This window comes from Amycolatopsis speibonae, from assembly GCF_042647925.1.
Taxonomy (GTDB): domain Bacteria; phylum Actinomycetota; class Actinomycetes; order Mycobacteriales; family Pseudonocardiaceae; genus Amycolatopsis; species Amycolatopsis speibonae.
Map to the genome: position 1 here is coordinate 224,600 of NZ_JBHRWK010000005.1, position 12,056 is coordinate 236,655.

11 protein-coding genes are annotated in these 12,056 nt (G+C 68.6%); 7 read left to right on the top strand and 4 right to left on the bottom strand.

Annotation, left to right across the window (positions count from 1 at the left end; translation table 11 throughout):
* The first annotated feature begins 90 nt into the window (after window positions 1-90).
* Window positions 91-2,364 (top strand): hypothetical protein, encoded by a 2,274-nt coding sequence (locus ACFOSH_RS03070; RefSeq protein WP_378237068.1) that lies wholly within the window; start codon window positions 91-93, stop codon window positions 2,362-2,364.
* A gap of 2 nt (window positions 2,365-2,366) precedes the next feature.
* On the opposite strand, the gene ACFOSH_RS03075 is transcribed toward ACFOSH_RS03070, so the two are convergent.
* Window positions 2,367-3,272 carry a hypothetical protein gene (locus tag ACFOSH_RS03075; protein WP_378237069.1) on the bottom strand — a complete coding sequence of 302 codons (906 nt, stop codon included), beginning with the start codon at window positions 3,270-3,272 and terminating at the stop codon, window positions 2,367-2,369.
* A 538-nt stretch (window positions 3,273-3,810) separates the two neighbouring features.
* Here ACFOSH_RS03075 and ACFOSH_RS03080 point away from each other — a divergent pair.
* Entirely contained in the window at window positions 3,811-4,689 is an 879-nt protein-coding gene (locus ACFOSH_RS03080; protein ID WP_378237070.1) for a DUF2268 domain-containing protein, read from the top strand.
* Here ACFOSH_RS03080 and ACFOSH_RS03085 read toward each other — a convergent pair.
* The 3 genes from ACFOSH_RS03085 to ACFOSH_RS03095 all read right to left on the bottom strand — a co-directional run bounded on the left by ACFOSH_RS03085 (window position 4,686) and on the right by ACFOSH_RS03095 (window position 7,164).
* Window positions 4,686-6,299, bottom strand: a complete 1,614-nt coding sequence (locus ACFOSH_RS03085; protein ID WP_378237071.1) for a choice-of-anchor A family protein — start codon at window positions 6,297-6,299, stop codon at window positions 4,686-4,688. The genes ACFOSH_RS03080 and ACFOSH_RS03085 overlap by 4 nt on opposite strands.
* 71 nt (window positions 6,300-6,370) lie before the next feature.
* Window positions 6,371-6,955 (bottom strand): hypothetical protein, encoded by a 585-nt coding sequence (locus tag ACFOSH_RS03090; RefSeq protein ID WP_378237072.1) that lies wholly within the window; start codon window positions 6,953-6,955, stop codon window positions 6,371-6,373.
* Between the two features lie 11 nt (window positions 6,956-6,966).
* A complete protein-coding gene (locus tag ACFOSH_RS03095) occupies window positions 6,967-7,164 on the bottom strand; it encodes a hypothetical protein (protein WP_378237073.1) in 198 nt (65 codons plus the stop codon).
* 715 nt (window positions 7,165-7,879) lie between these two features.
* Between ACFOSH_RS03095 and ACFOSH_RS03100 the strand changes: the two genes are divergently transcribed.
* The 5 genes from ACFOSH_RS03100 (at window position 7,880) to ACFOSH_RS03120 (ending at window position 11,863) form a co-directional block, all read left to right on the top strand.
* Window positions 7,880-8,059: a hypothetical protein gene (locus ACFOSH_RS03100; RefSeq protein ID WP_378237074.1), complete on the top strand. Its 180-nt coding sequence runs from the start codon at window positions 7,880-7,882 to the stop codon at window positions 8,057-8,059.
* Between the two features lie 25 nt (window positions 8,060-8,084).
* The gene (locus ACFOSH_RS03105) at window positions 8,085-9,188 is read left to right on the top strand and encodes a sensor histidine kinase (RefSeq protein WP_378237075.1); all 1,104 of its coding nucleotides are present in this window, start codon (window positions 8,085-8,087) and stop codon (window positions 9,186-9,188) included.
* Entirely contained in the window at window positions 9,181-10,251 is a 1,071-nt protein-coding gene (locus ACFOSH_RS03110) for a histidine kinase (protein WP_378237076.1), read from the top strand. The genes ACFOSH_RS03105 and ACFOSH_RS03110 overlap by 8 nt, the downstream gene beginning before the upstream one ends.
* Complete coding sequence (locus tag ACFOSH_RS03115; protein WP_378237077.1) at window positions 10,230-10,886, top strand: response regulator; 657 nt, start codon at window positions 10,230-10,232, stop codon at window positions 10,884-10,886. The genes ACFOSH_RS03110 and ACFOSH_RS03115 overlap by 22 nt, the downstream gene beginning before the upstream one ends.
* 350 nt (window positions 10,887-11,236) lie before the next feature.
* Window positions 11,237-11,863, top strand: a complete 627-nt coding sequence (locus ACFOSH_RS03120) for a hypothetical protein (protein WP_378237078.1) — start codon at window positions 11,237-11,239, stop codon at window positions 11,861-11,863.
* Window positions 11,864-12,056: the final 193 nt, after the last annotated feature.

Below are 12,056 nucleotides of genomic sequence, written 5' to 3' on the forward strand. Positions count from 1 at the left end.
GTGAGAATCCACTATCGGTGGATGCCACGAACGTCGCTGACGCCGCGTGATCACTCGATGAGCAGGCACAATCGGAGGAATCAACCGCTGATGCCCGACAACGATCCCAGTGCGCCGACCGAAGCCGACCTGCCAGCCCGGGTGCGGTGGTCGTCCGGCTTCGTCGGCAGGCGTCCACAACTGCGCGCGATCCACGACGTCCTGTTTGGTGACACCTCCCCCGCGGTGCTCGTGATCACGGGCCGGCCGGGGATCGGCAAGAGCGGCCTCGCCGCGCAGTACGCCCGCAGCCGCCGAAACGCTTACCCCGGCGGGATCTTCTGGATCGGACCGTTCGGACAGCACCCTCCAGAGGACTTCCTTTCGCGGTTCCATCTCGACCTGGCACGCGTGACGAAGGAGAAGTTCGGCCTCGACGTTCGTGGTGTCCCGCTCACCAGGCTCCGGCGAGTGGCCGGCGACAGGTTCTCCGCGGGGAAGGCGCTTTTGGTCATCGACGACCTGCCGGTGGACCTGCCGCCGAGCGTGCTCGATCAGCTGCTGATCCCGTCCGGACAGGTGGCGACAGTGCTGACCAGCCGGGTCGAGAGATCGGCCTGGTGGGCACCGGCCCTGGAACTGGGCGGGCTGACGCCGGACGACGGCCTGGAGTTCTTCTCGACGGAGACACCACCGATGGATCAAGCGGACCGGGAAACCGTGCTCCGGTTCGCCGAGCGCTGTTCCGGTCAGCCCTGGGTTCTGCGCGGCGCGGCGAACGCGATCAGTGCCGGGCTCGAAGCACGGGCGTTGGACACACGCCCGCACGACGTCGAACAGACCGTCCGGGACGAACTCGACCGGCTCGATCCGGCGGCGCTCTCCGTACTCCGCGTCGCTGCGGCACTCGCGCCGGTACCGGTGCCGCCACGGTTGATCTCGGAAGTGCTCGGCTTGGCGACCGAACCGCGGCTGCCACCCTTCACCGACTTGGCCGACGGCGGTTGGCAAGTGCACAACGTCGCTCTCGATGTGCTTCGCGAGGATCCCACGCGGCTCGCGACGTTCGCGTTCCAAGCAGAGCCGGTCGTGCTCGACTGGCTGGAGCAGCGCCTCGGCGATCGCCCGGACTTCCTGATCCAGCACGCCGAAGCGTTGGCGGAATGGCCGGTGCCAAATCGGGCCCGGCTGCTCCGGCCCGCCGCGGACGCCTACGAGGCGCTGGGTGATCTCGCCGCGGCGGGCGAAATTCGCGCGAGGATACTGGCGATCCACCCGGACTGCCCGGAAGACCTGGTCGCGGTGGCGCGGGTGGAACTCGGCTGCGGACTACAACCAGAAGCGGTGGACCATGCCGGGAAGGCGGCCGGACTCGCCGAAGCCGATCAGCGGGTCCGGCTCCGGGCGAAACTGATCGCCGCGCGGGCGTTGGACGAGCTGGGCCGGTATTCCGAGGCCGAGCAAGAGTTCTGGACGGAACACGCTCCCTCCGCGGGCGATGACGTCGTCGATGACGAAGGCTTCCGGCTGGTGCTGACGACAGCTGTCGCGTGGCGGCTGCGCGGTAGACCGGCTGACGCGGCCGCCTTACTGGAGCCGATACTCGCCGACCCCCGTGGCGATTTCGCGGAAGTCGTGCCGATCGCGAAGCTGGAGTGGGCGCGGGCCTTGCACCTGGCCGGGCAACCGCGGAAGGCCAGAGCCGTCGCGGACGAGGTCGTCGCCGCGTACCGGGCGGCCGGCCGCGAGTGGCATCCGGACTGTACGGAGGCGCAAGCCGTCCACGCGGAAGCGATACTCGAACTCGACCTGTCGGAGCTGAAACCGGCCGCGCCATCCTGGGAGTGGTCCGCGGTCGCGCTCCGCGAAGTCAAGGCCAGGTACGAGGAAGAGCACGGTCGCGACCATCCGCTGACGCTCGCGGCGGCCGTGCGCGCGGGCCGTGCGCTGCTCGCGCACGGACATCCGAAACGTGCGCTCGCGACGCTGACCGACACCGAGCGGGACATCGTCCGGGTGCTGGAGGACGACCATCCCCTTCGCTGCCGAGCCCGGCACGGGATGGGCCTCGCGCACGGCATGCTCCGCGAATTCGGGCGGCAGGCCGACATTCTGGACTCGATACTCGAACCCCAGATCCGGTTGCTCGGGGTCGGTCATCCCGAAACCATCGAAAGTCACCTCGACCTGGTCATCGCCTTGGTGTTGTCCGGCAGGGAGACGAGCGGGCGCGAAGTCGCGCTGGTGGAGGCCGCCGAACGCGGCCTCGCCAGCACAATGGGGCCGGTAGCGAAGCTTTCGGCGAAGGTGATGACCGCGAAATGGGTCGTCCGGCTGCCAAAGCCGGTCCTGTCGCTGATGACCACTCTCGACCGGCTTCCCTGAAATCAGGAAAGTGACGGCTCCGACCATCTCCATTTGATGCCGTAGGCGAACCCCGGATCGAGATTTTCGAAGCGGACATGGACCTCGCCCGCTTCATTCACCGGAATGCTCGTGCCTTCGGCGATCGGATCCCGGGCGTCGCCCTGGAAAGCCTTGTTCAGCAGGACGACCTCACGAGGTGCCCGCTCTTTGCCGAGCCGGACGTGGAGGTCGAAAAGATCGCAGGGATGCCTGGGGACGCAGACGTAGTGCGGCTCGATCCTGGCACGGAATCGCAAGGCGATCTCATGTCTGTCGCCGTGGTTCAACGCGGCGGGCAGTTTGAGCGCCAACCCGAATCGATCGGAAGACTCCATGCGCCTTCCGGTGAGTATCCCACCGTGGAAGACCTCGACGTCGAGGTCTTCCTTTCGCGCTCTTGCGCCGGACGAATCCGGTGCCGCCACGGTCAGCGCGAGATCGAGTTCGGTGAGATCGTCGGTATCGGCCACCACCCGCCGGAATTCGAAGGCTTCCGGCACCGGCCTGTCGACGGCGAGCGCGACCCGCAGTTCCTCGGTGTGCCAGTGGTGTCCCACCCGTTTCGCCCGAGTGACCGGTCGCAGTGTGCCGACCGCGAATTCCGCGAGTTGCGCGATGCCGTCGTCGATCCGGCGGCGCGCCGTCCGATCGTCACGATTGATTCTGGTGGCCGCCCAATGCACCCGGTCCTGATAGAACGGCATCCGCGCGTCCGGGGTCAGCCCGAACGCGGCCAGGACGACCGTCCGCAGATCGTCGGGCAGGTGGGAACTCAGTACCGTCAGCCGCTCGGAAATCTTACGGCGGGCTTCGGTCGCACCGTCCTCTTTGGTCAGCTCACACACCATGCGGAGAGCGGGACCCACCCGCTCGGACAGCTGCGGCATTGCCACACCACGACCTTTACGCAGAATCTTCAGTTCACTGATCAGGTCGCCCTTGCTGACGTCCACAGAACCTCCCCTGTCTGTCACGTGGCTGCACATAGTGGCGAGTCGGGGAGTCGGTTGTCCAGTCGATCATGGTGGAAGAAGTCCGGGACCCTTTCCCCCGCCGACGGGTTTCCTGTTCACAGGCAACGGGAAACGCTTGTCGCGACCCGGCGGGCGTGCGACTGTTCCAGGGTGACAACGGAAAGGTGACCGATCAGTAAGCAGTCGGATCATTCGATCAACCTGATCGTACCGCCTTGAATTCCGGTGCTCGCCGCCGGTTGGCGTGACACAAGAGGGGGGCACGCCAACCGGCGCCGGGCGATGATCTTCATCGGCATCGACTACGTATTCCGATGCCCATTGGGACACTTGGCTCGAAATTCGTGGAGCGCGGCTCGGTTCCCCGCACCGCGGAGAAAGTAGCTGCCGGAGCGAGCCTCACCGCAGATCACTTGAGCCTCCACCCACTGGAGGCTTTAACGTCGCTCCCATGACGATCCGAGTCCTCGACACCTACTCCGCGATGCGCGAGATCCTCCGCGCGCCGCAGGCGGACCGCGCCGCACTGTTCAAGGCGATGGCCGAACCCGCCGCCGGCCTGTACCGCTATTTTCCCGGCGAGGTGGACCTCGTCGCGATGCACGCGATGAGCTCCGGTTTCCCGCTCGACCGAGACGAAGAGCGCTGCCTCGATGCGCTGGAGGCCCTGCACGACGCCGACGCCTGGAACCGCGTCCAGCGGGCGCTCGAAGACGCCGTCACCGTGCAGCTCGCGGCGACACCCGGGCTCGCGGTACCGGACATCACCGTCCTCACCGTGCTGGGCGACCCCGGCGACGAGCACTTCATGGGCCCGAACCTCGGGATGACGGCGAACGGCAGCGTGTCCGGCTACATCCACCTCAACTTCTGGCCGTATCCGGAGAACCTGGCGCGACTGGAGGCCACGGCGGTCCACGAGCTGAACCACAACCTCCGTTACAGCCCCGGCGGCGTGATCTGGGATCCGGCGACGGTCACCGTCGGCGAGCAGATCGTGTCCGAAGGGCTGGCCGACGCGTTCGCCCGTCAGCTGTACGGCGACGAACTCGGCTACGCCCGCATCGGCGTGCCACATCTGCGCGACGACGCGGTGTTCGCGAAGGTCGTCTCCGGACTGGAGATCACCGGCATGCAGAACTTCACGGCGTGGGTGCACGGCGACGAGACCGCCGCCCGCTACGGCGGCACTCCCGTCGGCCTGCCGACCGGTGCCGGCTACGCGGCGGGCAACCGCCTCGTCGACGCCTACCTGGCCGCGACCGGCCACACCGCCGCGGAGGCCCTGCTGGCTGACTGCCGCGACGTCATCGCCACCGCACTCACCTAGGACTCGCGGCGCCTCGACCGGATCGTGAGGGCCACCAGCGCGCCACCGAGGAGCAGCAGGAAACCGCCGGAGACCAGCAGGCCGCGGATGTCGCTACCGGTCGACGCCAGCGGACCGCTGTCGGTCGGCCCACCACCTGGTGTGGTCGCTCCCGGCTGGCCCGGTGTCGTGTACGTGGTCACCCCGGGCCCTGGCGTCGTGCTCGAGGAACTGCTGGTGGTCGGCGCGGTGCTACTGGAAGACGCGCTACTCGAACTGGTCGGGCTCGATGACGTGGCGCTGCTGCTCGACGTGGGACTCGACGAGGTGGAACTGGACGACGTCGTGCTGGAGGACGAGCTGCTGGAAGTAGTGCTGCTCGTCTGGCTCGACGACGTGGTCGACGTCGGCGTGGTGGAAGTCGGTGTGGTGGAAGTCGAGGTGGTGGAAGTCGGTGTGGTCGAGCTGCTGGTCGTGGTCGAACTGCTGCTTGTCGACGAACTGCTGGTCGTAGTCGAGCTGGCCGACGACGAAGATGAAGACGTGGACGTCGAGCTGCTCGGTGTCGTCGTCGGCGTGCTGCCGCATTCGGGCAGGTCGCCGGTGAACGGGTAGGCGTGGAACTCCTGGCCGCCACCACCGGTGGCCTCGGAGCTGTGCACCAGCGAACCCGTGGTGAAGAAGCGGCCGTTCATCCCGGACGCGGTCACGGTCGCGGTGCTCCCCGGCTCGCCGACCAGGACACTGCCCTGGAACTGGGCGCCACCGGCGATCTTCACCTTGGTGGCGTCCGGGAAGTTCCACAGGAGCCGTTCCCGCAGTTTGTTCAGCGGGTCCTGGTCGTTCAGGTCGCCCGTGTAGGTGTTGATCGTCCGGGCCGCCCCCACCATGTTGACCAGGATCGTCGCCCCGTCCGGGATACCCTCGAACTCGATCCCCTGCATGCCGCCGGTGGCGCCGGTCAGGTCGAAGTCGACGTTGAACACCTGCAGCGCGGCTTTCCCGTCACCGGTGAACAGGGTGCGGTATCCCTGGTTGACCGCCGTGCCGGTGGCCGGCCGCGGCGTGGTGCCTTCCCGGGCGTAGCACTTGCTCGCCACCCGGAGGTCCTCGCGCAGGCCCGCATAGGGTTTCGCCGCGTCGGGGTCCTTTTCGAGCGTGCCGATCACCGTCCCGGTGACGGTTCCCGCGTGCCGGACTACGCCGCCGTCGTCGGCGAGCAGCCGCTGGTCCGCGGCGACGCTGATGTTGCCTCCGGTGGTCAGGAAGTCGCCACCGTCCGGCGGCGGGACCCGTGATCCGACACCGGCGATGCCGACGTTGTAGATGGCGGACGCGCCCGCCCGTTTCGCCATGTCGAAATTGCCGAGGACGACGACTCGTCCCTCGGCTTCCGCCGCCGCTTCGCGTACCTGGAATTCGCCGCCGACATAGACGTTGATGCCGTTGTCCCGGCCGGCGTAGTCCTGATTGTTCACCGGCGGGTATTTGCCGGGGCAGGCCGGACCGACGCACGGTCCCAGTCCGCCCGGCAAGGGGGCGGCGACCGCGCCGTCGGTGACCACGAGCGCCGCCACGCACACCGCGGCGGCGGCACCGGCCGAAAGAGAGGCGAATCGCCTTGCACGCATGAGGGCGATTCTCATACCCATCGACCGGATGAACACAATCGGAATCCGGAAATACCCCCGACCGGGTGGTTTCAGGCCCAGCTCCACCGAATTCCGTATTGCCCGGGAAGCTGGTCCAGCGTGATGAACTGAAAAGTGCGGTTCTCCTGGTCGAAGGTCGCCTCTCCGCGTTCCAGCGGCGGTGAGGCGCTGCGCGGCTGGAAGAACGCGACGCTCAACGCCATGTCCCTCGCGGGCCGGAAGACGGCCATCTGAGCGTGGTTCCCGGTCTGTCCCGGCGGGAACCGGACGCCGAACTCCACGAACGCCAGCTCTCCCGCCGCCGGTGTCCGGTCCAGCGCGAATTCGAAGGCGCAAGTGGACGACGGGACATCCGCGCGGAACCGCGCCGGACGACAGCCCTCGATGAACAACACCACCGGTTCCCTGGTGAGGCTGGAACAGCGGATCACGAACAGGAACCGGGAAGTGCCGTCGTGGTCGGCGCGGATCAGCCGCCGGACCCGCATCGATTCTTCGTGGCCGTAGCCGTCGACACGGAACGAAACGTAGTGCGAAAGCCGATGTGGAGTGTCGAGTTCCTCCGGCGTCGCGTCCACTTTCGCCAGTGCGCGGGCGATCGTCTCGGGACGGCGCCACACCTGGTCGCAGGCCACCGCGCGAGGGTTCACCTTGCCGCGTCGCCGCCGCGGTCCCAGCAGACCGGTGAACGTTTCGGGCCGCTGGCCGAAAATGGCTTCCAGCGCGGTGACGGCGGCGAGCGAACAGGCCCGTTCGGGCGGCTGATCTCGTCGAGACTCAGCCCGCTGCGTTCGATCGCGGCGCGCAGAGCGGATCCGAATTCCGCCGGAACGGTGCTCGTCATGAAGGCGCGGCGTACCGCCCGGAACGCCCGACTTTCGTCGGGTCGCCCACGCCCCGTTCAGAGTTGTCCAGCGTCGAGAACGGCTTTTCGTTGACGCGGATCCGGTCGCGATCAGGGTCGGAAGAATCCCGGATTTCCTTGCACGTTACCGAATTGATCGCCCTCCCTGTATAGCCGGAAGAGGATTCCCCTGCGCTCAGCGACAAGACAACGACAATGGCGACGCAAGACACTCGCCGTCGCGACCTCAGCCCTGACGGCCGGGGCCTTCCTGGTCGCCGCCCAGCCACCGGCGGGCGGGGCAGCGCCACCCGCCGTCCCCGGGACCGTGTTGCGGCCCGCGTTCGCCGTCTTCGCCGTGGTGCTGCTGGTGTCGGTACTGGCCGGAACGAGGGTGAAATGAGGTGGACGTGGGTGGGCATCGCCGCCGTGGTGGTCACGGTGGTGGCCGGGGCGGTCTTCGTCGGGCTGCGCGGCGGGGACTCCTATCTGGGCGGGGCGGCACGTTCTCCACCACCGCCGGGATCTTCGATCTGGACACCGGGAACCACTACGGATCCCTGGAGGACTTCGCGCTCGTCATGGACGGAAAGCCTTACCCCGCCGAGGATCTGAACTACTGGGGCGTGACCTTCGCTCGCTTTCGCCGGACGGCACCCGCGTCGCCCACAAGTTCCGGGAGGGTGACCGCTGGCGGCCGCACGTACTGTCCCTGGTGGACGGCCGCGATGTCCCGCTCGCCGACCCGGCACATCTGGACGACCAGCCACAGTGGCTGGACGATCGGACCGTCGCCTACGGCCGGGACAAAGCGATCTACGCGGTGCCGGCCGACGGGACCGGCGCGCCCGCCCTCGTCCGGCAGGCCGCCTCCTCCCCCGCGGTGGTGCGGTGACCCTTTGCCTGCTTGACTGCTGCCCGTGCCGTCAGATCGTGAGACCTCCGTAGAAGCGGAGTTCTTGACGGTCGTCGGCCGGTTCGCCGGTCCGGCCCGGGGCGCCGGACTGCTGGTGATCAGCGCTTTCGGGGTGCTCGCGACGCCGACGAACGCGCTGCCGCTCGCTTTCGGACTGCTCGCGCTGGCACTGGTCACCGCCGTGGCCGAGCACCTGGCGGGGAAGACCGGCCGCGGCAGGCCGGCGGCCTTCGCGCTGACGCTGGTGCGCGCCGCGGCGATCTGCGGCACCCAGTTCCTGACAGCGCCCGAAGTGGGCGAGTTGAACCAGTGGGCGCTGAACGTCCTCACGATCACCGCGATCACCCTCCAATGGGAGTGGCCGCCGAAGATCACCGTGCCCGCCATCGTCTGCCTGCTGGCGATCGAAGTGGTGCCGCTCGGTTTCGAGGACGGCTTCTCGGTGGTTTTGCGCGTGCTGCTCGAAGCCACGCTCGCCCGGGGCGCGTATCTCCTGCTGTCACGGACGACGCGCCGGATCGACCACTTCCGCGAGCGCCGGGCTCGCCTGGCACGGGAGGAATCCCTCGCCGTGGAACGACGACGGCAGGAACGGGAGTATCTGGCCGTCCTGCACGACACGGCGGCGGCCACGTTCCTCACGGTGGCCCAGCGCGGGGAAACGACGGACCCGGCCGAAGTCGCCGAGTACGCCCGCCGGGATCTCGCGATCCTCACCGGCGAATCCGGTCCCGGCAGTGTGGTCGATCTCGAGACCTCGTTGCGCGGCGTCCTCGCGCAGAGCCCGGTGAAGGTCGAGACGCGCTGGTCGCCGGTCCCGCCGATCCCGGCGTCGGCGGCGCTCGCGCTGGTCCGGGCCGTGCGCGAGGCGCTGGTGAACGTCGACAGGCACGCCGGGGTCGGCGAGGCCCGGCTGACGGTCGAAGACGGTGTCCGTGTGACCGTCCGGGACGAAGGCAGCGGTTTCGACCCGGCGGAGACCCCTGCCCAGCGGCGAGGGGTCCGCGGTTCGCTCGTCGAGCGCATGGCCGCGGTGGGCGGCCGGGCCGAGGTGACCTCCTCGCCGGGCGCGGGGACCACGGTGGCTCTGGTGTGGCCCCATGAATGAGACCGCGAACCGGGTACTGGGCGGCTGCCGGATCGCGGTCCTGCTCGCGACGGCGGTGATCCAGGTCGGGCTCAGCCTGGCCCGGCTGAACGACACCGCGAGCCGGATCGCGTTCACCGCGCTCGCCCTGGTGCTCGTCGTGGCGGCGTGGTGGGTGCTGCGCTGGAAGCCGGTCCCCCGGCCGGTGGCGCTCCCGGGAGCGCTGGTCGTCCTCGCCGCGTCGGCGCTCGCGATCTGGGCGATGCCCGCGGATCAGCTGTTCGGCGACGAGGACTGGGCGTCCGGCCTCGCGGGCTGGCATCTGCTGGTACTGCTGCTGGACCGGCCCGCGCTCGCGATGACCGCGCTCGGCGTCCACGTGACACTCGCGCTCTTCCGGCAGATCGGATCGGCGCCCACCGATCGCGGCGAGATCGGTGCCGTGGCGATCGTCGGGCTCGGCGTGCTCGCCTTCCAGGCCGCGACACTGACGCTGATCAGGGTCGTCAACCGGCGGGCGGGCGAGGCCGCGGAGGCCTCCGCGGAACGGGACCGGCAGGCCCATCGCAAGGCGCTCGCCGAGCAGCGGGAGGCCGATCAGCGGAGCCGGTTCGCCGGTCAGCTCGGCGCCACCCTGCCGCTGCTCGCCGGACTGGCCGACCGCACCCTGGACCCCCGTGACGAGGCCGTCCGGCAGCGTTGCACGCTCGCCGCGACGCAGCTGCGGCGGCTGTTCGCGGAGAACGACGACGTCCCGGATCCGCTGGTGCACGAGGTTTCGGCGTGCGTCGACCTCGCCGAGCGGCGGGGCCTGACGGTGACCCTGGCCGTCAGCGGCGAACCGGCGCCCGTCCCGACCGACGTGCGCCGCGCACTGACCGGGCCGCTGATGACCGCGCTGGTCGCCGCCCGGTCGCAGGCCAGGGTCAGCGTCCTGCGGACCGGCGACGAGATCCGGGTCGCCGCGATCACCGACGGTGAACCCGGCGCGGCACCGAACGGATCGGGCGTCGTCGACGTCGAATGGCACGCGTTGGGAGAACGATCGTGGATGGAGGCGAAATGGCGTTCGCGAGCGAACTGACCGCGGTGGTCGTCGATGATCATCCGGCCGTACGGGCCGGTGTCGTGCACTGGCTGTCCTCGGGTACCCCGCCGGTCACCGTCGTGGCCGAGGGCGAGGACGTGCGGGCCGCCTGGATCGGCGAAGGCGCGAGAGCCGACGTCGTCATCCTCGACCTGCACCTGAACAGCACCACTCCGGCGATGGGCGATCTGCGGCGGCTCACCGAAGCGGGCCGGCGCGTCGTCGTCTATTCGATGCGGGCCGACGACGAGACCGTCCTGCAGTGCCTCGAACTCGGCGCGCTCAGCTATCTCACCAAGGCCGAGGGCGCGGAACACCTCCTCGAAGCCGTGCGCGCGGCGGCGGCCGACCGGTCGTACACGCCGCCGTCGCTCGCGGGCGCGCTGGCCGGGGACCGCTCGGAGCGGCGTCCCGCCCTCTCCGCGCGTGAGACCGAGGTGCTCATCGAGTGGTTCCAGTCCGAGTCGAAGGACTTCGTCGCGCACAGGCTGGGGATCTCGCCGAACACGGTCAACTCGCACCTCGAACGGATCCGGGTCAAGTACGCGCAGATCGGGCGGGAGGCGCCGACCAAGGCCGCGCTCGTCGCGCGGGCGATCCAGGACGGGCTGATCGGCGTAAGCGATTTGTGATCGGTTGTGGTGTGAACGAGCCACAGCATCGGGCCACCTCAGTGACTACCTTGCGTAGCGAACACGCCGGGAGTCGATTCGGCGGGAAGGCGGGAAGACCGTCAAGTCGATCGACATCGGGCCGAAGGAAGACCTCGTCGGCGGCGAGATCGGCGGCGTGACCTTCACCGACGGTGACGGGTACAAGGAAGGCCCGATCATCTGGAAGAAGCAACAACGACTGGGCCGATCGACGTAATCGAATCGTGATCATCCGTGGTGCGAACGGACCACCCTGCCGTACTCCGGCATCGATTACGGTGCGTGGCGAGTACGCCGGAGCCGACCCGGCGAGAAGTCCGAGGAGATCCATGAAGTCCCACCGTATCGCCCTGTTCGCCACCGGCTGCGCGGCCGTGCTGCTGCTTTCCGCGTGCGGCGGCAAGGAAGACGGGGGCAGCCCGGCTCCCGCCCCCGCGCCCGCTCCGACGTCGTCGGCTCCCGAGTCCTCGCCCGCGACCAGCGGTACCGTCCCGGTCTCGAACGCCGACGCCACCGCGCCGGGCAGCGAACTGAAGGTCGGCGACCGCGCCGTCGTGCCGTTCAAGTACGGCAACGACAAGTCCGGCACCATCGCGATCACGGTCAAGGCGATCGAACTGGGCGCGAAGGAAGACCTCGCCGCCTACGGTGACAAGGCCAAGGGCATGACGCCGGTGTACATCCGGATGTCGGTGGAGAACGTCGGCGGCACGGACCTCACCTACAGCTCGATCCGGCTGCGCGCGGTCGGCCCGGACGGCAAGAGCACCGGCGTGATCATCACCGGCGAGACCCCGAAGTGCCAGTCCGAGACGGCGAAGAAGGACTTCAAGACCGTCGGCGCGACCTTCGAGACCTGTGGGCTCCAGGCCATCAAGGACGGCGACGAGGTCGGCGGCGCGACCTTCAGCGACGGTGATGCCTACAAGGACAAGCCGGTCATCTGGAAGAAGTAAGTTCCCGCGGCTACTCGAGTCTCGCCGAAGTGTGTGACACAGCGCAGCCGTGGTGACGTTGGGTGACAGGTGTGTGGAAACAGGGACGTTGAGCTTGGATCCACCGGCGTGTTTGTTGGATGGTCTTGATGGTGTTTGTTGATCATGTGTTTGGTGGGTGGGTGTGGTGGATCACCGGTCGTCGCATCCGGTG